This is a genomic window from Pseudomonas sp. KH_050 (assembly GCF_057838875.1).
Genome location: NZ_CM174478.1, coordinates 2,637,568 through 2,660,517, shown reverse-complemented (window position 1 = coordinate 2,660,517; position 22,950 = coordinate 2,637,568). Strand labels below are relative to the sequence as shown.

The following is a 22,950-nucleotide window of genomic DNA, read 5'->3' as shown; positions in this document are numbered from 1 at the left end:
GGGCGCTGTTCGGACCTCTGCGTGCCTGTCTCGCGGGGTTTTCACGCGCTCGATTCACCCGCTGACACACCAGAGGGAAGCGCCATGTCGATTATCAGCAGCACTCGCCACGCAGGCACCGCCAGCACCACATCCACCCTGAGCCAACGCTTGGTTGCCGCTATCGGTGCATCGATTTTCGGCGCGTGCCTGGTGTACTTCGCCGGTTTCTCGCACATTGAAGCCGTGCACAATGCCGCCCACGATACCCGTCACAGCTCCGCCTTTCCGTGCCATTGAGACCTGCCGACATGATCAAGCGTATTGCGCAAACCGCAGGTTTCACCGGGCTGCTCGCGGCCCTGTTGCTGACCCTGCTGCAAAGTTTCTGGGTTGCGCCGCTGATTCTCCAGGCGGAAACCTACGAAAATGCCCCAGCGGCCGAAGTACATGAACATACTGAAGGCGCTGTTGCCGCTCATACCCACGACGCCGAAGCCTGGGCGCCGGAAGACGGCTGGCAGCGCGTGCTGTCGACCACCGGTGGCAATCTGGTGGTAGCCGTCGGTTTCGCCCTGATGCTCGCCGGCCTCTATACCTTGCGCAGCCCGAGCCGTACCTCTCAGGGCTTGCTCTGGGGCCTGGCCGGTTACGCGACCTTCTGCCTGGCGCCGACCCTGGGCCTGCCGCCCGAGCTGCCTGGCACTGCCGCAGCCGACCTGGCGCAACGGCAGATCTGGTGGATCGGGACCGCGGCGTCCACCGCCGTCGGCATCGCGCTGATCGTGTTCGGCAAGCATTGGGCGCTGAAGGTTCTCGGCGTGGCAACTCTGGCGGTACCACACATCATTGGCGCACCACAGCCGCAGGTGCATTCGATGCTCGCACCCGAAGCGCTCGAAGCCCAATTCAAAATCGCCTCGCAACTGACCAACGCGGCGTTCTGGCTGGCCCTGGGCCTGATCAGCGCCTGGTTGTTTCGGCGCAACAGCGCAGGTCAGTAACGCTCATGACCGAGACCAGCACAGCACCGACCCTGGTGGTCGGACTGGGCTGCCAGCGTGGCTGCCCTGCCAGCACGCTGCGGGCGCTGCTCGACCAGGCGTTGCAGGCCCATCACATCGAGCTTCGAACGATCCGGGCCCTGGCCAGTATCGATCTGAAACGCGATGAGCCGGGCCTGCTCGAACTGGCGGAACAACTGGCGCTGCCGCTGACGCTGTTCAACAGCACGCAGCTCGCCATTCATGAGCCAGACCTCAGCCATCACTCGCAGATCGCCTTTGAGCGCACCGGCTGCTATGGCGTGGCCGAAAGCGCGGCCCTGGCACTGGTCGAACAACTGGCGCAAACCCCGGCCAGGCTGCTGATCCTGCGACAAAAATATGGCCAGGCGACCCTTGCATTAGCCTCTTCGGCTTAAAATCCCGATAATCCCCGCCCTTGATCATGAGCAATCTTCATCTGAAGCATTGCCGACACGACTTTGCACAGGAGACCGGCATGACCGTCTACTTTATCGGCGCAGGTCCCGGCGACCCGGAACTGATCACCGTCAAAGGCCAGCGGCTGATTCGCAGCTGCCCGGTGATTATCTATGCCGGCTCGCTGGTGCCCGCGGCCGTGCTGGAAGGTCACCAGGCCGAACAGGTGGTCAACAGCGCCGAGCTGCACCTGGAACAGATCGTCGAACTGATGAAAAACGCCCATGGCAAAGGCCAGGACGTGGCCCGGGTGCATTCCGGTGATCCGAGCCTGTACGGCGCGATTGGCGAGCAGATTCGCTATTTGCGCGAGCTCGATATTCCCTTTGAAATCATCCCCGGCGTGACAGCCACGGCGGCCTGCGCTGCGCTGTTGGGCGTGGAGCTGACGTTGCCGGACGTTTCCCAGAGCGTGATTCTGACCCGTTATGCCGACAAAACCGCGATGCCGGCCGGGGAAGAACTCGCCAGCCTGGCGCAGCATGGGGCGACCATGGCGATTCATCTGGGGGTCAATCACCTGGAGAAAATCATCGCCGAGCTGCTCCCGCATTACGGCGCGGACTGCCCGATCGCGGTGATTCATCGCGCCACCTGGCCGGATCAGGACTGGGTGGTCGGGACGTTGGCAGACATTGCGCAAAAGGTCCAAGCCAAGGGATTTCGCCGTACGGCGCTGATTTTGGCAGGGCGAGTGCTGGCCAGTGACAACTTCAGCGAGTCGTCGCTGTATCGCGCCGGGCATGCGCATTTGTACAGGCCCTAGATCAAAAGATCGTCCGAACGCGGCCCGAACCTGCGGCAGCTCCTACCCGGACCGAGTACACCCACGATGGCGCGGGCAAACAAAGATCCCGTAGGAGCTGCCGCAGGCTGCGATCTTTTTGGCCCCCCCAAAAAAACCCCTCACTACCCATAAAAAAACGGCGCTCACGGGCGCCGTTTTTTCTGATTGCAGCGAACGCCTTAGTAGTAGGCGTTTTCTTTCTGCGTGTGGTCGGTGACGTCGCGCACACCCTTGAGCTCGGGAATACGCTCGAGCAGCGTGCGCTCGATGCCTTCGCGCAGAGTGACATCGGCCTGGCCGCAGCCCTGGCAACCGCCACCGAATTTCAGCACGGCGATACCGTCGTCAACCACATCGATCAGGCTGACCTGACCGCCGTGGCTGGCCAGCCCCGGGTTGATTTCGGTTTGCAGGTAATAGTTGATGCGCTCGTTGATCGGGCTGTCAGCGTTGACCATCGGTACTTTGGCGTTTGGCGCCTTGATGGTCAGTTGGCCACCCATGCGATCGGTGGCGTAATCCACCACGGCATCGTCCAGGAAGGCTTCGCTGAAGGAATCGATATAAGCGGTGAAGCTTTTGAGCCCCAGCGCGGTATCTTCCGGTTTTTCCTCGCCCGGCTTGCAGTAGGCAATGCAGGTTTCGGCGTACTGGGTGCCAGGCTGGGTGATAAAGACGCGGATGCCAATCCCCGGGGTGTTCTGCTTGGACAGCAGATCAGCCAGATAATCGTGGGCGGCGTCGGTAATGGTTATGGCGGTCATGGAGACTCCTCACAGGCTTGGACGCAGTTTACGCCAATCATCGCCCCGGACAAAGTCCTAGTGTTTAGGTCGGGAAAGAACCGCTCCTACACTGGATCGCAGGCACCTCTAAATTCCGCGCATCAAAGATTCTCGTAGCGGTTCATGTCCAGCACGCCCGCTTCCACCGGCTCGGTCTCGCGGATGTACTGGCTCAGGTCATGAAAATACTGCCAGAACTGCGGATGACTGCGACGAATCCCCCAACGCTCGACGATTTTCTCGAGCCCGTCAGCGTCCCCGGCCTGCTCCATCCGTGCCACAAAGTCAGGCACCTGCCCGGCAGGAATGTTGAAGATGAAGTTCGGATAGCTGCTCAGTACCCCCGGATAGATCGTCAAGGTATCCAGCCCCGGCTGATAGCGCAGGGATTCGCCAAGCATGAACGCCACGTTGCTGTGGGCGCGATTGCGCAGCAGGCTGTAGACCTCGCGCTTGCCGCTTTGGGTCTCGATGCGCAGCAGCGTGGCTTCCGGTAGCTGGTCGATCACCCTGAGCCCTGCGGCCGGGCGCGAAGCCAGACGGCTCAAGCTCTGTTCCGCTTCCTGCAGGGCCGGATCGATATTCGGCCGGGAGCAATAGGCCCCGCCACAGCGGTTGATCGGGTCAGGCCTGGCGTTCAGATCGCCGTAGCGAACCAGCAACTGGTTGACGAAGTCCCGCTTCGGATCCTGTTCAGCCAGATTCAATGCCGTGGGCTGGTCGTTGTCGATGGACTCATAGTCCAGCCACATCTTGAACTTGCCACTGTTCTGGTACCAATCGTCGAGGTAGGCATCCCGGGAATCGGCCGGCATCAGGCGCAGGAAGTTCTGCTCGGCGCCGTTGCGAATCAGGTCGAAGTACAGGCGGGTCTGCGCCTGGTGGGAAACGTTGCCGAACACATCGAAGTTGACCGCCAACTGGTAATAGGTACGCTCCAACAACGGGTAGTCGAACAGCCACAGGGTTTGCGGCACGTCACCGATCAGGCCTTTGTTCACCGAGGCGCTGTCGAAGTGCCGGAAGATGCTCAGCAACGCGTTGTCATTGCCGGCCCACAGGGTCGACCAGCTCGGTGCCGGCGTATCGGCGTAGCTGTCCCGGCGCAAGATTTCATACTCGTTGCGCTTGTCCCGATAGTCGTGCCACAGGCTCAGGATGCTGCCGACATCATCATTCTGCCCTGGCATTGCCAGCAACGGCGTTGCCTGCCCACGGTAGTTGGGATCGGTGATGTACAAGTCATGTTCCGGCGCCTGGAACATGGCCCAGAAGTTGTCGCGAATCACGTCGGTGGCGATCTGTCCCCGGCATACCGGGCCGCGGATAAAGGTCCGCACAAAGTATTCGGCGTTATCGAGCATAAATTGATAACGCGCCTGCGCCGGTATCGCCTCGAAGGTTTCGAATGGATTGGCCCGGCGCTCCGGCCCGTAACCCGGCAGCGCATTGACCTGCCAGTTACCGCTGTAGAACAGAGTCTTGATCCGCGCCAGTTTCGCCGCGCTCAATGGGTAGGTGATGTGAGTCTTGTGGACGATCACGCCCTGTACTGGCCACAAGCGGTAATAGATTTGAGTGCCGGGGTCGTCATTTGGACGACGGGTAGCGATCAGGTCGATCGGTTGTCCCGGCGGCGTGCGCGAGCGCACCCATTGGAAGAAATGCCCCGGCTCCCCCTCCTTGAAGTAAATATGCGCGAGGAACCAGTGTTCGAACAGCCAACGGCCGACCAGGCTTTGCCGGGCGCCAGGGGCATTGAGCAGGCTTTCCCACTGAACGATCTGCAATGTTTCTTTGGCACTGGGGGCCAGGCCTTGCTCATCGATCGGCGCACCGGATGCCAGCCAGCGTTGCAGGGTTTGGTACTGCTGATCGGTGAGGCCGGTCACGGCCAGCGGCATGCCCTCTTTCGGATGGGCGTCGACGTAGCCATCGAATTCGTCCGGCATCGGGCACATGTTTTCCCGATTCAGCCCCAGAACAATTTCATCGGGTAATTTGGCATTGGGTTGCAAAGGGGTTTTGTGGCCCAACTCAAGCATGCGCGCCATCAGCGCCGCCTGGCTGCCCTGAGCATCGAGGACTGAATAGAAATCCTTGCGCTGCCATGCTGTTTTGCCAAAAGCGTCGTAGAACAAACGCGTCGGCGGCGAGGCTTTACTGCGTTCGCCGTCATAGACCGGTACTTTCGTTGCGCCTCGCGTCGCGCCTTCACCGCTGCCCAGGTTGAGCTGACAGGCGGCGTCATTACAGGCATGGCAGGCCACGCACTTTTCGGTGAAGATCGGTTGAATGTCGCGGGTGTAGGAAATCGCTGGCGCCGGACCTTGCGCTGTGACGGCACAACTTAAAAGCAGCAGCATACTGCTGATGACCACGCGATACGGCATATCCCTGTCCCGATAATAGAAAAACGTCGCGATTCTACCGGTCCAGGCACCCCACCAACATGAGCGATATTCATGCAAAAGTCTGCCATGCTCTAAAAGCGCACAGGTTTGCTATCATCGCGCCTCTTTGTATTGGCCTTACCAGGTAGTCCTATGTCCGATCGCAGCGCTCGCCTTCAAGCCCTTCATCAAGCTCTCAAAGAGCGCATTCTGATACTCGATGGTGGTATGGGCACGATGATCCAGAGCTACAAGCTCGAGGAACAGGACTACCGTGGCAAACGCTTTGCCGACTGGCCGAGCGACGTCAAAGGCAACAACGACTTGTTGATCCTCAGCCGCCCGGACGTGATCGGGGCGATCGAGAAAGCGTATCTGGATGCCGGTGCCGACATTCTCGAAACCAACACTTTCAACGCCACCCAGGTGTCGCAGGCCGACTACGGCATGGAAGCGCTGGTCTACGAGTTGAACGTGGAAGGCGCACGCCTGGCGCGCAAGGTGGCCGACGCCAAGACCCTGGAAACCCCGGACAAGCCACGCTTCGTCGCCGGGGTGCTCGGACCTACAAGTCGGACCTGTTCGCTGTCGCCGGATGTGAACAACCCCGGTTACCGCAACGTGACCTTCGACGAGCTGGTAGAGAATTACAGCGAAGCCACCAAAGGCCTGATGGAAGGCGGCGCCGACCTGATCCTGATCGAAACCATCTTCGACACCTTGAATGCCAAGGCGGCGATCTTTGCCGTGCAAGGGGTGTTCGAAGAGTTGGGGGTCGAACTGCCGATCATGATTTCCGGGACCATCACCGACGCTTCCGGCCGCACCCTCTCCGGCCAGACCACCGAAGCCTTCTGGAACTCCATCAGCCACGCCAAACCGATTTCCGTCGGCCTGAACTGCGCGCTGGGTGCCCGCGAACTGCGGCCGTACCTGGAAGAGCTGTCGGACAAGGCCAACACCTATGTGTCCGCTCACCCGAACGCCGGTCTGCCGAACGAGTTCGGTGAATACGATGAACTGCCGGCAGAAACCGCCAAGGTCATCGAAGAGTTCGCCCAAAGCGGCTTCCTGAACATTGTCGGCGGCTGCTGCGGCACCACCCCCGCGCACATCGAAGCCATCGCCAAGGCCGTGGCCAACTACGCGCCGCGGCCGATTCCGGACATTCCAAAAGCCTGCCGCCTGTCGGGTCTGGAGCCCTTCACCATCAATCGCGAGTCGTTGTTCGTCAACGTCGGCGAGCGGACCAACATCACCGGCTCCGCGCGATTCGCCCGGCTGATCCGCGAAGACAACTACACCGAAGCCCTGGAGGTCGCCCTGCAGCAGGTCGAGGCCGGCGCGCAGGTGATCGACATCAACATGGACGAGGGCATGCTCGATTCGAAGAAGGCCATGGTGACCTTCCTCAATCTGATCGCCGGTGAACCGGATATTTCCCGCGTGCCTATCATGATCGACTCCTCGAAGTGGGAGGTGATCGAAGCCGGCCTCAAGTGCATCCAGGGCAAGGGCATTGTCAACTCCATCAGCATGAAGGAAGGCGTCGAGCAGTTCATTCATCACGCCAAACTGTGCAAGCGCTATGGCGCCGCGGTGGTGGTGATGGCGTTCGACGAAGCCGGTCAGGCCGACACCGAAGCGCGCAAAAAGGAAATCTGCAAACGCTCCTACGACATTCTGGTCAACGAAGTCGGCTTCCCGCCGGAAGACATCATCTTCGACCCGAACATCTTCGCCATCGCCACCGGTATCGAAGAGCACAACAACTACGCGGTCGACTTCATCAACGCCTGCGCCTATATCCGTGACCACCTGCCCTACGCGCTGACCAGCGGCGGCGTGTCCAATGTGTCGTTTTCATTCCGTGGCAACAACCCGGTGCGCGAGGCGATCCACTCGGTGTTCCTGCTGCATGCGATCCGCAATGGCCTGAGCATGGGTATCGTCAACGCCGGCCAACTGGAGATCTACGACCAGATCCCGGCCGAGCTGCGCGACGCCGTCGAGGACGTGGTGCTCAACCGCACCCCGGACGGCACCGATGCGCTGCTGGCGATCGCCGACAAGTACAAGGGCGACGGCAGCGTCAAGGAAGCCGAAACCGGCGAGTGGCGAAACTGGGACGTCAACAAGCGTCTGGAGCATGCGCTGGTCAAGGGCATCACCACGCACATTGTTGAAGACACCGAAGAATCCCGGCTGTCGTTCGCGCGTCCGATCGAAGTGATCGAAGGCCCGCTGATGTCCGGCATGAACATCGTTGGCGACCTGTTCGGTTCGGGCAAAATGTTCCTGCCGCAGGTGGTGAAATCCGCGCGGGTAATGAAGCAGGCCGTGGCCCACTTGATCCCGTTCATCGAGCTGGAAAAAGGCGACAAACCGGAAGCCAAGGGCAAGATCCTCATGGCCACGGTCAAGGGTGACGTGCACGACATCGGCAAGAACATCGTCGGCGTGGTGCTGGGCTGTAACGGCTACGACATCGTCGACCTCGGTGTGATGGTGCCGGCGGAGAAAATCCTCCAGGTCGCCAAAGAACAGAAGTGCGACATCATCGGCCTGTCCGGTTTGATCACTCCGTCGCTGGACGAGATGGTCCACGTCGCCCGGGAAATGCAGCGTCAGGATTTCTATCTGCCGCTGATGATCGGTGGCGCGACCACTTCCAAGGCCCACACGGCGGTGAAGATCGAGCCCAAGTACAGCAACGACGCGGTGATTTACGTCACCGACGCCTCCCGCGCCGTGGGCGTGGCGACGCAATTGCTGTCCAAGGAGTTGAAACCGGCCTTCGTCGAGAAGACCCGTCTGGAATACATCGAAGTCCGCGAGCGCACCGCCAACCGCAGCGCCCGTACGGAGCGCCTGAGCTACCCGGTGGCGATCGCCAAGAAGCCGCAGTTCGACTGGAGCGGCTACCAGCCGGTGAAGCCGACTTTCACTGGCGCCAAGGTCCTGGACAACATCGACCTCAAGGTGCTGGCCGAATACATCGACTGGACGCCGTTCTTCATCTCCTGGGACCTGGCCGGCAAGTACCCGCGCATCCTCACCGATGAAGTGGTGGGTGAAGCGGCCACCTCGTTGTTTGCCGATGCCCAGGAAATGCTCGCCAAGCTGATCGATGAAAAACTCATCAGCGCCCGCGCGGTGTTCGGTTTCTGGCCGGCCAATCAGGTGCAGGACGACGACCTGGAACTCTATGGCGACGACGGCCAGCCAATCGCCAAATTGCATCACCTGCGCCAGCAGATCATCAAGACCGACGGCAAGCCGAACTTCTCCCTGGCCGACTTCGTTGCACCGAAAGACAGCGGCATCACTGACTATGTCGGCGGCTTCATCACCACCGCCGGGATCGGCGCCGAAGAAGTGGCCAAGGCTTATCAGGACGCCGGTGACGACTACAACTCGATCATGGTCAAGGCCCTCGCCGACCGTCTGGCCGAGGCTTGCGCCGAGTGGCTGCACCAGCAGGTGCGGAAAAACTACTGGGGTTACGCCAAGGACGAACAGCTCGACAACGAAGCATTGATCAAAGAGCAATACACCGGCATCCGCCCTGCCCCGGGCTACCCGGCGTGCCCGGATCACACCGAGAAAGGCACCTTGTTCCAGCTGCTGGACCCAGAGGCCAGCGAACTCAAGGCCGGCCGCAGTGGCGTGTTCCTCACCGAACACTATGCGATGTTCCCGGCCGCGGCGGTCAGCGGCTGGTACTTCGCCCACCCGCAAGCGCAGTACTTCGCCGTAGGCAAGATCGACAAGGACCAGGTGCAGAGCTACACCGCCCGCAAAGGCCAGGACCTGAGCGTCACCGAACGCTGGTTGTCGCCTAACCTGGGGTATGACAACTAAGGTCAAAAGATCGCAGCCTGCGGCAGCTCCTACACAGGGATTTGCGTACACCTGCGACATCGTGGACGTACGCGGTCGGTGATTTGCGTACACCTGCGACATCGTGGGTGTATGCGGTCAGGGATTTGTTTACACCCGTGACATCGCGGGTGTATGCGGTCAGGGATTTGCGTACTCCCGCGACATCGTGGGTGTATGCGGTCAGGGATTTGTTTACACCTGCGACATCGTGGGTGTATGCGGTCAGGGATTTGTTTACACCCGTGACATCGCGGGTGTATGCGGTCAGGGATTTGCGTACTCCCGCGACATCGTGGGTGTATGCGGTCAGGGATTTGTTTACACCTGCGACATCGTGGGTGTATGCGGTCAGGGATTTGCGTACACCTGCGACATCGTGGGTGTATGCGGTCAGGGATTTGCGTACACCTGCGACATCGTGGGTGTATGCGGTCAGGGATTTGCGTACACCTGCGACATCGTGGGTGTATGCGGTTAGGGATTTGCGTACACCTGCGACATCGTGGGTGTACGCGGCCGATGATTTGCGTACACCTGCGACATCGTGGGTGTATGCGGTCGGCGCGTAGGAGCTGCCGCAGGCTGCGATCTTTTTGCTATCACCCGCCCACCACAAATTGTCTATGCTTTGTGCACACAACCTGTGACGAGGGCTTTATGGACGACCCTGCCAACAATAAACCGCCGACCCTGTGGCAGATGCTGCACAGCGTCGTGGCCGCCGCATTTGGTGTGCAGAGCGGGAAAAACCGCGCGCGGGATTTCACCCACGGCAAACCCAGTCATTTCGTGGTGCTGGGTATTCTGTTCACGGTAGTCTTCGCGCTGGCCTTGTTTGGCATCGTGAAACTGGTCCTGCATCTGGCCGGCGTCTGAAGCGCCGGTCAGTGCACCAGCAGTTGCAGACTGAACGGATAGCGGTATGAGGGCGAGTGACCTTGCGCCGAGAGTGCGCGGAAGTCGACGTTGTAATCCTCGGCCTGCTTGAACCCCAACAACCGCTGCGCCTGCTGCCGGTCGATCAACTGCAATAAGGGCACTTGTCGATCCCGCCCGCCATGGCCGGCGATATCGATCCCCCGGGCGTGGTCATGCATCAGCACCATGGCCCAGCCGCCAATGGTGAAATGCCCGGCGAACAGCACACTCAGACGGCCATCGATACGTGCCTGCAACGCCTCTGGCGAACTGTTCAGCGCGCTGAAAAGCACTTCCTGGCCCGGTCGCCCGCCCGCCTCTTCCAGCGCGGTCATTGCTCCCAGCGCCATCTGGTCGTTCGCCGACCATATCAACGCAGTATGCGGATAGCGCTTGAGCAGCTGCCTGGCCTGCTCATAGGCTCGTCCGCGGTTCCACTCGCCATACACCAGCTGACGCAAGCGGACTTCAGGATGCTCGGCCAAGGCTCGCTTCAGGCCCTGTTCACGCAATTGCGCAGCCGGGGTGAGTTTCGCCCCGGAGAACGCCAGCAGATCGATGGTCTGGCCCGCCGCCACGGGTCCGTGCCGGCGGACAAGCTCCTTGAGCATCAGATAACCGGCCTGATCATCATTGGCGACCATGCTGCCAATCCAGTCGGGGTATTTGTTCTCGCGCTGATTCAACAGTTTGAGCTGGTCGGGGGTCAGGGCGTTGTTGACGATAAACAGCTTCACCCCGCTACCCTGCGCCAGGCGCAGAATTTCCGGAGCGACGTACTGTTCGTTGGCGAACACCAGATAGTCCGGGCGCTTTGGCCCTTGCAGGGCTTCACGGGCCTGCTTGAGATTGATCTCGGGCTGGCGCTCGGCATAAAGAATCCGCAAGTCCATGCCCAGGTCCCGGGCGGCGGCCTGCATGAACTGCGAATAATTGACCCAGAAAGTTTCCGTGCTGGCCCCCGGATTCAGGAACAGCACCGACGCGGCGTGCGCACCCGGCCCGATAAACGCGCCAAGCGCCAGAAATACGCCGCAGAGAAACTTCAACATGATCAATCCGAGCCCCGGAAATTAGCTGCGCATTATAGCTAGCTAAATGCCAGCAACCCGCGCTTGATTACCGTTTTGTCCGACAATGATCGGATCAGGGCCCGGACAGGACTCCTTACTGATGGCTGACCCAGAACACTGCGGTCGAGACCACCAGGATGATCAGAAACAGAATGGCCCACGCATCGACACTGCTGTCGCTTTTCCTTGCTTTGGTCGGGTTGCTCATTGCATCGCCTCTTGTCGGTTTTATTGGTGATTGGACGAAGACTCGACCACAGTAAAGTCCAGTATTGCCCGCACCACAAATGTGGGTTTTACCAGCATGGTGTCCATTAGTCGTTTTAGTTCTTTGCATATACTCAAACATCACTTTTGCGCATAACTGCAAACTGGTATCGTGCCTCCGCTCCGTTGGGAGTGCGCGGCCGTGCGCGCGGATTTGCTGTGGCAAAGCAGCCTGAGAACAGGACCTATATGTACGTATACGACGAATACGATCAGCGGATCATCGAGGACCGCGTCAAGCAGTTCCGTGATCAGACCCGACGCTATCTGGCAGGTGAGCTGAGCGAAGAAGAATTCCGCCCCCTGCGCCTGCAAAATGGCCTTTATATCCAGCGTTTCGCCCCGATGCTGCGGGTTGCCGTACCTTATGGCCAACTGACTTCGCGCCAGACGCGGATGATGGCCAAGGTCGCCCGCGACTACGACAAGGGCTATGCCCACATCAGTACCCGGCAGAACGTGCAGTTCAACTGGCCGGCGCTGGAAGACATCCCGGACATCCTGGCTGAACTGGCAACCGTGCAGATGCACGCCATTCAGACCAGCGGCAACTGCCTGCGCAACGTCACTACCGACCAGTTCGCCGGTGTCGCTGCCGACGAATTGATCGACCCGCGCCCATGGTGCGAGATCGTTCGCCAATGGACGACTTTCCACCCGGAATTCGCCTACCTGCCGCGCAAGTTCAAGATCGCCATCAACGGTTCCACCGCGGACCGCGCAGCCATTGAAGTCCACGACATCGGCCTGGAGCCGGTGCATAACGCCGCTGGCGAGTTGGGCTTCCGGGTGCTGGTGGGTGGCGGTCTGGGCCGGACTCCGGTGGTCGGTGCCTTTATCAACGAGTTCCTGCCATGGCAGGACCTGTTGAGCTACCTCGACGCCATTTTGCGGGTGTACAACCGCTATGGCCGTCGCGACAACAAATACAAGGCGCGGATCAAAATCCTGGTCAAGGCCCTGACCCCTGAAGTGTTCGCCGAGAAAGTCGACGCGGAAATGGTCCACCTTCGCGGTGGCCAGACCACCTTGACCGAAGCTGAAGTTCAGCGTGTCGCCAAGCATTTCCTCGATCCGGACTACAAAGCCCTGGCCGACCAGGCTGCGGAGCTGGCCGAACTCGACAAGCAACATCCAGGTTTCGCCCGCTGGCGTACCCGCAACACCCTGGCGCACAAAAAGCCGGGCTATGTGGCCGTGACCCTGTCGCTGAAGCCGACCGGGGTGGCCCCGGGCGACGTGACCGACAAGCAACTCGACGGGATTGCCGACCTGGCCGACCGCTTCAGCTTCGGCCAGCTGCGCACCTCCCACGAGCAGAACATCATTCTCGCCGACGTCGAGCAGAGCCAGCTGTTTACCCTGTGGGGCGAGCTGCGCGAGCAAGGTTTCGCCACGCCGAACATCGGCCTGCTGACCGACATCATCTGCTGCCCGGGCGGTGACTTCTGCTCCCTGGCCAATGCCAAGTCGATCCCGATTGCCGAGTCGATCCAGCGTCGTTTCGAAGACCTGGACTACCTGTTCGACATCGGCGAGCTGGACCTGAACATCTCCGGTTGCATGAATGCCTGCGGTCACCACCACGTTGGTCACATCGGCATTCTCGGAGTCGACAAGAAAGGCGAAGAGTTCTACCAGGTCTCCCTCGGCGGCAGCGGCAGCCGCGATGCCAGCCTGGGCAAGATCCTCGGTCCTTCCTTCGCCCAGGATGCAATGCCCGACGTCATCGAGAAGCTGATCAACGTGTACCTGGAACAGCGTACCGAAGACGAGCGCTTCATCGACACCTACCAACGTATCGGCATTGACCTCTTCAAGGAGCGCGTCTATGCAGCGAATAATTAAGAACTACGAGGTCATCGACGAAACCTGGCATTTGCTGCCCAAGGACGCGACCTTTGACGGTATCTCCAACTGCGACGACCTGATCGTCCCGCTGGCCTTGTGGCGCGATCATGCTCATGCCCTCAAGGCCCGCGACGGCGGTCTGGGTGTGTGGCTGGATGCCGATGAAGAAGCCGAAGAGATCGGCGACGACGTCGAATTCTTCCAGGTGATTGCCTTGAATTTCCCGGCCTTCACCGACGGGCGCAACTACTCCAACGCTCGTCTGCTGCGTGATCGTTATGGCTTCAAGGGTGAACTGCGGGCCATCGGCGACGTGCTGCGTGACCAGCTGTTCTACCTGCACCGTTGCGGCTTCGATGCCTACGCCCTGCGCGCGGACAAAGATCCGTACGAAGCCCTGGAAAGCCTCAGGGACTTCTCGGTGACCTACCAGGCCGCCGCTGACGAACCGCTACCGCTGTTTCGTCGACGTTAAATGATCAAAAGCCTTGAACCCGGCCCCGGGTTCAAGGTTTGCTGCACCCATCAGTCCTGTAGATCATCTATTGGAATGAGTCTGCCCGACTGTACCCAGTTTGTGTACAACCTGACTCTGTTTTCCAGACGCGTGAAGCTCACGAACGGATTTTCAACATCCAGAGCCGATAACGCCACATCCCTGCTTAACAGGCCCCACAACTCCTGCGAGGCATCCGCCTCATCCAGCAAGTGCCATATCCGCGCCTGAAGCACCGGGTAGCTCACCTGGAAATCGGCGCTGCGGCTCAAACCCTCGAGTGTCCGTAAAAAACGAACGCCTCGAGGCCGCGCTTCCAGACGTTGCCAAAGCAGACGCTTGAGGGCCACATGCTCCTCTGGAAGCCGTTGCAACCAAACGGCTGGCTGAGCAAGATCAAGCCTTGGTGCACTCAGCCAAAGGTTGATGCCGGTTTGCTCTCGATGAGCAATGATGCGCCGCAGACTGTCCTCATCCGTCAGCGGATTACCCCATAACTGAACGCGATTCCTGGCCACCGCCTGAGTCAGAACAGCCGCAGGTATGCGGCTGAGCCGGTTATTGCTCAAGTCCAGCAATTCCAGCTGCGGCTGGTCGGGGATACCTAACGGATAGCGGGTAATGCCGGTGTCGCTCAGGTTCAGCTTGCGTAACTCAGTCATCCCCAGGATCAGCGGAGGCTCACCCAACGGGTTGTCGCTCAAATCCAATGCGTTCAGGCGAACCAGGTCGGACAACTGCCCTGCGGCTCGCTCGGTCAACACCAACCAGGTCGACTTGAGGCTCAGTGTGATGAGGTTGAGCATACGAGGAATGGCTTGCGGCAGGACGCCCTCCCACACGCCCTGTACATTCAACAGGCGCAGGTCGACACCCTCCATGTTCAAGGTTCGAAGATTGGGAAAGCATTCCAGGAAAGCGTTCAGTCCTTCAGGGCGAGTCAACTGGAAGTTTTTCATGGACAGCTCGAGTACTTCAGTGAACTTCGCGCTCAAGGTCGGCAGGCGATGAAACTCCTCGAAATCCAGTTCCAGCTTGAAACCGAGCAACTGCTCCCCCGCATAGACGCGACTGCTTTCATGCCCGCGCTTTTGCCAGAAGCTCATTAACTCGCGTGCCAGTTCAATCCTCGCCTCTCGCTCATAATGTACTGCGGTTTCGACTCGCTCGAGGTTCTCCTCTTCGATCTGCGCAGCCTCCATACCTTGTGCCGCCTCTTCGCCCTCGACCAGAAGCTCAATTTCCATATCGCCAACTTCCTGCAGGACCTGGTCGATCCATCCGGTCAAGTCGAGATTGAGTTGTGTGAGTTCCAGTTGCAGCCGTGTCAATTCTTCCAAAACCCCGGCGCCGAGGTTTTGCAGAAACTCCTCGGCCTGCGCAGCGGTGAAATCAGGGTAAAACGTCTTGAGTTGAAGTATCCCGATACCCCGTGACACCGCCTCACCCTGTGAGGTCGTCGGATAACCACCGCCCCGCAGCCCTTGTGCGTCAAAGGACAACCTGGAGTCCATTCGTTGAAGCCCGGTCATGAGTTCGGAACGCGAGAGCGCTCGTTCGCTGATTTTCAGCTTCAGGTCGCGCACGGTATCAAGAGGCTGCAACTGCAGTGCTGAGCGTTCGGCCTCTGGCAGGGTGTCGAGAACGGCCTGATAGATATCGTTGGTGTCTTGTCGAATAAGCCCTTGAGCGTCATAGCCGCGATATCGGTTTCCCGTTTTGATCAGGCGCCTGCGGACGGGTGCATCATTGGGTCCGATATGGTCCAGGACTTTATCGGCCTGCGAACCGTCGAGCACCTCGAAACGAACCGCCCTGGGCCATCCAGGCAGCGCTTGCAGTGAATGCAAGGCCAGTATGTCCGTTTCGGGGTTTTCCACTGATTGCAGGTAAAGCCCTTCATAGGCACGATTGAGCCGTACGTGTTGCTGATATTGGGTTGCCTTGCCATTCAATCGGCTCAGCAGGCGCTTGGCCTCAGCCACGCTGGGCGACGCTTGAATGTCCACGCCTGACCTGTCGAGCACTTGCTCTATGGCGCTTTTGGGCAAGCCTGGGTATTGACGTTGAAACAACTTCACCCATTTATGTTCGGAATGCTGGAGAGCCTCGTAACGAGTCTGGAAGAGTTCAGCCCGAGTAATGGCGGTCTGTTGCCCGGGGCTCATCTGCGGGGTAAAGCCCTGAAGATCCTGATCAATCCTGAAGCGGCTGATGGTATCGGCCAACAGCGGTGTCGGTGGGCGTCCGGCCTGCATCAGGCGCAGCATGTCGTCGTCGACCGCGCTGACCTTGCCTATTTGCGCCAACACTTCATCACTGAATGATGCAACGTCGGAGCCGATCCCTCGCAACAACTCCAGGCGCGTCCAGGCTTCTGGTGGCGCTGGTGTCGCGGCCACCGCATCACCGGACAAATCCTCCTTGAGAAGTGGCGTTTCGTCTGTTTGCGGCTTGATACCGCGGTCCCCCGGATTGTCTCCAGACCCTGTCACCTCCTCTGTCAGCGCTTCGGCAGCACCTTCGCCCTGGGCTGCACTCGCACCCAATAGAGGAAGCGCATTCAGCAAACCAAACACCGTACGATTAACACCTGCTGATCGATCGTCCGGGTTCTTGCCGTTTATTGCCTGGTCCAGGCCGAAACCGGCATCGATGAGCCCGGCCAACGCCAGCAAGCCTTCACCGCCCGGAACAAACAACGCCAAAGGTCCGAACTTGTTGACCCATTGCACGATCGGCTCGACCACTGCCCTCAGGTTATCCCGGTTGACCTGGGCATCGCTGCGGATGGTTTCAATACTGGCCTGCGCCGCCTGTTTCATCGTCAGCACCAGGTGCGCGAAAGGATCGGTACCTGAAGGTGCAACCTCGAAGTGGATATAGTCAGCAGGGTCCCAATAGCCGTCATTATTGAAAAACCCGGCATCTTTTTTCAGATGGTGCTGACGAGGATAAGTGGCCATGCCATCCAGTGCAGTCAGCACACCCCCATGGAATGTGCCGTCATTGCGATCAACTTCGGCAAAGTGGGAGGCCAATGCCTGTTTCTTGTCCGCATCCTTGCCCTGCTCCACAATCCAGTCGTACAACGCCTTGGCATCGGCAAAGTAATGCAACGGCGAAGAGTTGCCCGGAATGTACAACAGGATCCTTGAGCTGGAACGGTGACGAAAACTCCAGATATCACTGGCGGTGTAGCGATAGAGCACCAGCCGGGCGACTTCGACCAGATGGGGCGCGCGCGTCGGAGCCTGCAACTGCTCGATAGTCAGATGCTGCCATTGCTGATCGGGCGCCAACCCTGCCGCTCGCAGCGCCACTTCAAGACCGTCCTGCGTGAGGGTCTTCTCCTGGCGTTGCAAAAAAGCCGTCATGACAAACGCCGCCTTGACCGATGTCCGCAGCGGATAAGCCTGAGGCGCGACAATCACCTCATCCGACGGCCAGGCCTGGCGCACATAGTCACGATAGTGGTCCTTGAACTCGAGTTCCCACACCCACTTTTTAAAGTCGGCAGGCCTCAGGGCAATTTGCGTGAGCGGGCCATAGGTTTGCGGATCGGTTCGACGATAGATGCCTTCATAGGTTGCATGGTTGCCACGGCCAACATCGGCGAACTCATCGACTTTATCGACTATCCGCACCTCTGGACCGATGTCGGGCGGTGTATACAAACCAAACGCAGTTTCGCCGAATCGTCCATCACCGACGGTTTGATAATTGGCTAACAACACCTGGGTCAGGCTCTGACTGCTCGCTACCTGCCCCTGTTGGACACCGTTTTGCACAGGATGACCGTGGTAGTTGTAGTCGAGTGTCGCCAGCTGTGCAGTCTGCGGGGCGATGTCTTTACCCCATTTTTCCTGGATAAGCTGCGCACCAAACTGGCCAGGCGATAGTGGCAGCGCTGTTTCAACGGTTGCCTGCAGATCTGCGCGCATCGGTGCAACGGGCAGTCTGTGTTTGGCAGATTCGAGGTTGTCTTTAGAGTCAATCATTGTGCAATTCCTTTGCGGTGGGTCCAGAAGCGTTAAACATAAGCGGCCGCCATCCCGATCGAGCCGCTCACTCTGCGGCAGTTCTCGGTAACTGAGGGCTGGGGTTTCTGGTCAGGGCCTGAGTGGTCAAGCTTTTGAACAACTCACGACGTTCATTTTTGAAATTGTCGACTATCGCATTCATGCGCTGAGTAAACGCTTCCCGTGTCAGGCCAAGCTGGCCGTCGAGCTGCGCAAAGGCGAGCGCCGTCCGGTCCGATATCGCCGCGAATTGATCGCGGTAGGTGCTCTCCAGAAACTCGATCCAGAACCCTTGGGCGTAGATCGATTCATACAACTCAGAGGTTTGCTCCGCTTGCAGCACCGCGTCATAAGCCTCATCGAGCTTCGCCGGCAAGACCTCGACACTTAGCCGGGTGTTCATCTCCCTGGGCTGGCCCGGCAAGTCCAGGCGTGCGGCCAATCCCACGCGATAAGCCAGACTGATCTCCAGCGCTTGCTGGTTAGTCTCTACGTCAGAACGGGTCAGCGCATTGATCTCATTCAAGGCAAACTTCTCGACTTCCTGCAGACGAAACAAGCCCCGTGCCAGTCCGACCATCACACTTTCCAGAGCCCGGCCTTCGGTTGCCGCAGCAGCCATTGCCCGAAAACACAACACGCGCACTTGCAGATCACTGAACAGCAATGAGGAACCATCGGCACTGATCCGTCCAATATTGGCCATACGAAATAGCGATCGTCGCAACGTGTCGTCCTCAGCCGCTGCTTCCAGCACATCCCAGACACGCCCGCTGAAAACAACGTAGTCCGCCCGAAAATCCGCTGTATAGCGCAGCTGTTCCAGAAGGTTGAACAATGCCCTGGAATCCGGATACGCGGACAGCGAAGTCCACAGCCGGCCTTTGCGCAACACCTGCTCGGTGCTCGCGCCTGCCAGCCATGGCGTAGCCTGCGCCATTCCAACCAGTACTTGCGCCTCCTCCCGAAGGAAATCAGAGGTGATAACCCCGAAACTGATTCCGCTCAGTTGTTGATAGGCCGCTATGCGCCGCAGGCTTTCAGGCACCAGCGCGTTACCTTGAATATTGGTTCCCCGATTCAACGCCACGGAGGCCTTGAACACTTCGTCAGGGACTCGGACGATCTGGTTGTCACGCAGATCAAGGGTGCGCAGGTTGGGCAGGCCTGTGGCGCCCTGCGGCCACTCGCTGATGCCGCTGGCGCGCAATGCAAGCAGCTCGAGGCGCTGCATCTGACTGACGTCCGGGGCCAGACTCAATGCCGGGTTGGAGTTCAGGCTCAGCGTTCGCAACTGTTTGAGCTCTGCCAGGAGCGTGACCGATTCCCTTGTCAGGCGGATCTGGTTTTCGCTCAGATCCAGGTGAGCAAGCCGGGACATGCGGCCGATTGCCTGCGGCAGGCGCGTCAGGAAGTTACCGGTCAGGGACAAGGTTCGCAGGTTGCTGAAGTTTTGCAGAAAAGCACTCAGGCCTGCGCTCGCGCCGACTCGATCCATGACCAGTGTTCCGACATGATTGAAGTCCCCCCTGATAACCGGCAGCTCCCCCAGACGCAGCTCCGGGAACCTCAGGTCGTAGCGCATCCCTTCATCCGTGCGGGTACCGGGGGTTTCCCTGCGCCAGCTACGGATAATCGCCTGCGCCGCTCTGGACTTGCTGAGCCTGGAGACCTTGAGTCGCGGGCCGTCAGGATCCTGATACCAGGTTTCCCGATTTACCCAGGTTTCCAGCGTTTGCCTGATGTTCTGGAGTTCGACCCTCAGACTTTCAAGCCTCCTGAGGGCCAGCACCTCATCCTTTCCTAAAGCGCTTAGAAACCGGTTGATTTGTTCCGGCGAATGCATCGGGTAAAGTTCTTGCGCCCTGTGTGCGAGTGCGGGCGATCCCGTCGAAGGAGCCTTCAGGTGAGTCAACGACTCAACCATCGGAGTGCCTTTGACAGGGTCGGCCAGGCGCATGGGTGAGCGGTATCCTGGCCGGTTTTCCGGAATTCCGAGAACACGCTCCACCGAGGTACGCCGTTGCAGGGCAAGGGCGGTGATTTTCTGCCTCAACGCCACACCGTGATCATCGGCTTCCACTCCCAAAGCCCTGCGGCGTTGCGCCGAAAGCCCCCTCCAGAGCGCCTCGAAGTAGTGTTCCCGGGTTCGCTTGGGGAGGTAGGCCAATGTGGAATCGGCATCCCAGGCGCTATAGCTATCCGCACGGGCATGGAGCACCAACTGCTCCGGCGCATCCTTGGTTCCTATGCTCGCCGGTTCTTCCACGTAGAACGACCACTCAAACATCAGGACGTAGATGCCCCCTGTCCAACCCGGCAGTTGCTCGAGGGTGGCGAACACCAACCGGTCCGTGTCCTGCCATCCCGTGGCGTTCAGATACAGCCCCTCGTAAGCTCGGCTCTGGCGTACCACCTGCAAGTACCGGCGTGCCTCTTCTGCCAGGCGTAAGGGCACCCTGGCGGCACTCAGCTCATTCCATTCATGGGTGTCGGCATGCCTCACAAGCTCGTCGGCGACGCTGACTGGCAGCCCGGGGAATCCGGCCAGCAAAGGCGCCGCCTGAGCGCCGTGGACAGCTTCATTACGCTGATAAATCCAGTTGAAAAGGTCAGATCTTTTCAGGTCTGCCTGCTCTGCGAGTACCCGCACCAGTTCCAGCGCCTGTGCAGCCGGGCCGCTGATCGATGAGCCCAGCAGACTTTCACGTTGCTCGGTGCTCAGGGCAGCCAATACCACAGGGAAGAATTGCCCGTTCAGGACCCGTCCCTGGTCAAGCTTGATCTGCTTGCTCGCGCTGACAGGTCCGAACGTTTTCAACTGCTTCCCCGCAGAATCGACAATGTTCAGGCTGGTGTCGGCTGGCCAGCCACCCAGGGATATCAGCAGCCGTAACAGCAACTCGCTGTCAGCCAGTGGCGCGGACGCTGCCTGGAGTTGCTCGATGAACCGGCTGACGGCCTGGTCCGCGCTAAAACGACGAACAGTATCAACCAGTAGTGCCGCAGGGCTGCTCAGGTCAAGGAGAGTCTGACGCAGGAGGCCATCGTCCACCCCGCTGACTGTCAGGATCCGTAGCGCGGTTTCGTCGGTTATCTCCTGCGCCGAATACCCAAGCCGACGGAACAGTGTCAGACGATCCCACTCCTGCGGCAGCTCGGAGTCATGGCGCCAGGCTCCCATGCCATTGGTCTCGAGCAGCGGAGTATAGCCATCGCGTCCGGCAGGCTGATGCACTTCCCACAAGTCGGTTTGCGCCTTGGGGCGGACCGCCAACACCTCTTTGCCGAGAGCCAGATAGGCTTGGCCGTTGGTCCAGCGAAGCCCTCTTTCATCGGGCTTGAGCCAAAGAGGCAACACCAGGCTTTGGTGGTAAGCGGCAAGGTCTGGTTTCCATAACCGCCGTTGACCATTCAAAAGCCTGATCTCCCTCAAGCTGTCAACGAATGTCGAACTGCGGATCTTTTTATAAGTTTTGCCGACAACAACTGCGCCAGCAGAAAGCGCTGCCGCGACAATCAGATTTTCGAGGGTGTCGAACAGATAATCGGAGGCCTGTTCCTGCTCACCTTTGGACCAACTCTCTATTCCATCGTAAATACCCAGTAACAGCTGAGCGGCGCCCACCGCCATCATGATCTCGCCCAGCAGGGGCATAAACGAAGCGCTAAACAACAGAACGTTGAGCCCAATCTCCTTGTAGCCCTCAATCCTGGCCAGCCGGGTTTTCTCGTCTTCATCGTCGGTGGGAACAACCAGCAGTCGCCCATCGGCCATGACCCGAGCCGCATGCTGGCGGTACATTTCGCTGAACAGATCGCCGGTGACATCGAACTCTGACACCGACACATAAAGGGAACTTTGGGGAAGCGGAGTGTGTGGAGGATTCAGCAAACGGCTATCGAGATCCCTGAGGAAAGCAAACCTGTCCCCCAGCGCAATGAAACGGATAAAAAACGCTCGAAACTCCGCGGTTCTCAGGCGTGCGCTTAGCTCCACCTCGAAAACATTGAACGAGGCGTACTCTTTCAGAGGATGCAGCGGATCACCTGGCAGATAGACCACACAACGATGGTCGTTGTCGGCATGCTCACTGACCGGGCCGACGACCATCGCCCCCATCAACTCCAGGTCAAACAACTTCAGACCCTGATAGCCGAGGGAATTGTTACCCAGCTTGATCGAGCTCTCATTCTTGCGCACGGACTTCAACATTTGATAAACATCCGCACTGATGTGTTTTTTCATCAGCGCAATGTGCATATCCACTTCAAAGCAGAGTTGCGAGTGAGCCATACACTTGCTACGCACGTCGCCGCTGCTCGACTCCGGCGCGAACAGGCCTTTTAAGTGCGCTTGATAGTGTTTTCCCAGATCCAGATTTCTGCAGAGTTGGGCAAACTCGTGAGGTTTGATCGACAAGATCCTGTGGCCCCGTCCAGAGATCCGTTCAGGCTCATAAATCAATGAGCTCGGGTGATAGTTGTCCGAGAGTGTTTCGCGAGCTTCGAAGTTTTCACACGCAGCGCTCAATAGCTCCCTGTCGATGGGTGTAATGAGTTTTTTGCGCAAGCCGAGCAGACTCGAGGTCGACCGCACATGCTGAAACACAATACCCGCAACATCCACTTCCTCGCCCAGTTTGTCAGACATTGCCTTGGCCAACAGTGGCGCACAAAAACTTTCGGGAGATTTCATTGGCCCCAGGGCTTTGGCGGCTTCGGCCCTCGAGGCGTGGCTGGCAGCGAGGCTTTTATAAAGAGTGCTGCGCATTTCAGCGCTGGCAGCCATTAGCCACTGAGGGGTTTGATCTTTGACCAAATCATAAAAGACACCTTGTTGCTCTGGCGTCATCGGCGCAGCAACTACAGTGTTTGGAATAGCAGACATGATGGAGCGTCCTTGCGACTGATAAGAGCAATCAGTCTATCGCCCGAAATTTCAAATAAAAGCTTTAAAACCCGATCAAAACAACCATGAATAAATCAACAACACCAATACCGACTATA

The 22,950-nt window shown here is 59.0% G+C and carries 13 protein-coding genes; 8 read left to right on the top strand and 5 right to left on the bottom strand.

Annotation, left to right across the window (positions count from 1 at the left end; all coding sequences use genetic code 11):
* Positions 1-84 precede the first annotated feature (84 nt).
* The 4 genes from AC3IUA_RS12250 to cobM all read left to right on the top strand — a co-directional run bounded on the left by AC3IUA_RS12250 (position 85) and on the right by cobM (position 2,229).
* The gene (locus AC3IUA_RS12250) at positions 85-279 is read left to right on the top strand and encodes a CbtB domain-containing protein (RefSeq protein WP_489361206.1); all 195 of its coding nucleotides are present in this window, start codon (positions 85-87) and stop codon (positions 277-279) included.
* 11 nt (positions 280-290) lie between these two features.
* Positions 291-983: a CbtA family protein gene (locus tag AC3IUA_RS12245; RefSeq protein WP_489361204.1), complete on the top strand. Its 693-nt coding sequence runs from the start codon at positions 291-293 to the stop codon at positions 981-983.
* A gap of 5 nt (positions 984-988) precedes the next feature.
* Positions 989-1,402 carry a cobalamin biosynthesis protein gene (locus tag AC3IUA_RS12240; protein ID WP_489361203.1) on the top strand — a complete coding sequence of 138 codons (414 nt, stop codon included), beginning with the start codon at positions 989-991 and terminating at the stop codon, positions 1,400-1,402.
* 80 nt (positions 1,403-1,482) lie between these two features.
* Positions 1,483-2,229, top strand: a complete 747-nt coding sequence (gene cobM / locus AC3IUA_RS12235) for a precorrin-4 C(11)-methyltransferase (RefSeq protein ID WP_489361201.1) — start codon at positions 1,483-1,485, stop codon at positions 2,227-2,229.
* Positions 2,230-2,429: 200 nt separating this feature from the next.
* Here cobM and nfuA read toward each other — a convergent pair whose 3' ends face one another.
* A complete protein-coding gene (nfuA, locus tag AC3IUA_RS12230) occupies positions 2,430-3,014 on the bottom strand; it encodes a Fe-S biogenesis protein NfuA (protein ID WP_008035804.1) in 585 nt (194 codons plus the stop codon).
* Between the two features lie 122 nt (positions 3,015-3,136).
* Positions 3,137-5,428: a fatty acid cis/trans isomerase gene (locus AC3IUA_RS12225; RefSeq protein WP_489361199.1), complete on the bottom strand. Its 2,292-nt coding sequence runs from the start codon at positions 5,426-5,428 to the stop codon at positions 3,137-3,139.
* A gap of 153 nt (positions 5,429-5,581) precedes the next feature.
* On the opposite strand from AC3IUA_RS12225, the gene metH reads away from it, so the two are divergent.
* Together metH and AC3IUA_RS12215 are read left to right on the top strand one after the other, a co-directional pair.
* Positions 5,582-9,292: a methionine synthase gene (gene metH, locus AC3IUA_RS12220; protein ID WP_489361197.1), complete on the top strand. Its 3,711-nt coding sequence runs from the start codon at positions 5,582-5,584 to the stop codon at positions 9,290-9,292.
* A gap of 678 nt (positions 9,293-9,970) precedes the next feature.
* Positions 9,971-10,189, top strand: coding sequence for a DUF2970 domain-containing protein (locus tag AC3IUA_RS12215; protein WP_489361195.1), 219 nt, complete (start codon positions 9,971-9,973; stop codon positions 10,187-10,189).
* 8 nt (positions 10,190-10,197) lie between these two features.
* Here AC3IUA_RS12215 and AC3IUA_RS12210 read toward each other — a convergent pair whose 3' ends face one another.
* Complete coding sequence (locus AC3IUA_RS12210) at positions 10,198-11,283, bottom strand: ABC transporter substrate-binding protein (RefSeq protein WP_489361193.1); 1,086 nt, start codon at positions 11,281-11,283, stop codon at positions 10,198-10,200.
* Between the two features lie 477 nt (positions 11,284-11,760).
* On the opposite strand from AC3IUA_RS12210, the gene AC3IUA_RS12205 reads away from it, so the two are divergent.
* Complete coding sequence (locus tag AC3IUA_RS12205; RefSeq protein WP_489361192.1) at positions 11,761-13,419, top strand: nitrite/sulfite reductase; 1,659 nt, start codon at positions 11,761-11,763, stop codon at positions 13,417-13,419.
* On the top strand, positions 13,403-13,897 hold the full coding sequence (locus AC3IUA_RS12200; protein WP_489361190.1) for a DUF934 domain-containing protein: 495 nt from the start codon (positions 13,403-13,405) through the stop codon (positions 13,895-13,897). The genes AC3IUA_RS12205 and AC3IUA_RS12200 overlap by 17 nt, the downstream gene beginning before the upstream one ends.
* 50 nt (positions 13,898-13,947) lie before the next feature.
* On the opposite strand, the gene AC3IUA_RS12195 is transcribed toward AC3IUA_RS12200, so the two are convergent.
* Both AC3IUA_RS12195 and AC3IUA_RS12190 read right to left on the bottom strand, forming a co-directional pair.
* Positions 13,948-17,919: a leucine-rich repeat domain-containing protein gene (locus tag AC3IUA_RS12195; RefSeq protein WP_489361188.1), complete on the bottom strand. Its 3,972-nt coding sequence runs from the start codon at positions 17,917-17,919 to the stop codon at positions 13,948-13,950.
* Between the two features lie 67 nt (positions 17,920-17,986).
* The gene (locus tag AC3IUA_RS12190) at positions 17,987-22,831 is read right to left on the bottom strand and encodes an NEL-type E3 ubiquitin ligase domain-containing protein (protein ID WP_489361186.1); all 4,845 of its coding nucleotides are present in this window, start codon (positions 22,829-22,831) and stop codon (positions 17,987-17,989) included.
* Between the last annotated feature and the right edge of the window lie 119 nt (positions 22,832-22,950).

Bases quoted from the DNA above. Each gene is read 5' to 3' on its own strand.
- nfuA (WP_008035804.1), bottom strand. From the start codon at position 3,014: ATGACCGCCATAACCATTACCGACGCCGCCCACGATTATCTGGCTGAT.
- AC3IUA_RS12190 (WP_489361186.1), bottom strand. From the start codon at position 22,831: ATGTCTGCTATTCCAAACACTGTAGTTGCTGCGCCGATGACGCCAGAG.
- metH (WP_489361197.1), top strand. From the start codon at position 5,582: ATGTCCGATCGCAGCGCTCGCCTTCAAGCCCTTCATCAAGCTCTCAAA.
- AC3IUA_RS12200 (WP_489361190.1), top strand. From the start codon at position 13,403: ATGCAGCGAATAATTAAGAACTACGAGGTCATCGACGAAACCTGGCAT.
- AC3IUA_RS12225 (WP_489361199.1), bottom strand. From the start codon at position 5,428: ATGCCGTATCGCGTGGTCATCAGCAGTATGCTGCTGCTTTTAAGTTGT.
- AC3IUA_RS12245 (WP_489361204.1), top strand. From the start codon at position 291: ATGATCAAGCGTATTGCGCAAACCGCAGGTTTCACCGGGCTGCTCGCG.
- AC3IUA_RS12250 (WP_489361206.1), top strand. From the start codon at position 85: ATGTCGATTATCAGCAGCACTCGCCACGCAGGCACCGCCAGCACCACA.
- AC3IUA_RS12215 (WP_489361195.1), top strand. From the start codon at position 9,971: ATGGACGACCCTGCCAACAATAAACCGCCGACCCTGTGGCAGATGCTG.
- AC3IUA_RS12205 (WP_489361192.1), top strand. From the start codon at position 11,761: ATGTACGTATACGACGAATACGATCAGCGGATCATCGAGGACCGCGTC.
- AC3IUA_RS12195 (WP_489361188.1), bottom strand. From the start codon at position 17,919: ATGATTGACTCTAAAGACAACCTCGAATCTGCCAAACACAGACTGCCC.
- AC3IUA_RS12210 (WP_489361193.1), bottom strand. From the start codon at position 11,283: ATGTTGAAGTTTCTCTGCGGCGTATTTCTGGCGCTTGGCGCGTTTATC.
- cobM (WP_489361201.1), top strand. From the start codon at position 1,483: ATGACCGTCTACTTTATCGGCGCAGGTCCCGGCGACCCGGAACTGATC.
- AC3IUA_RS12240 (WP_489361203.1), top strand. From the start codon at position 989: ATGACCGAGACCAGCACAGCACCGACCCTGGTGGTCGGACTGGGCTGC.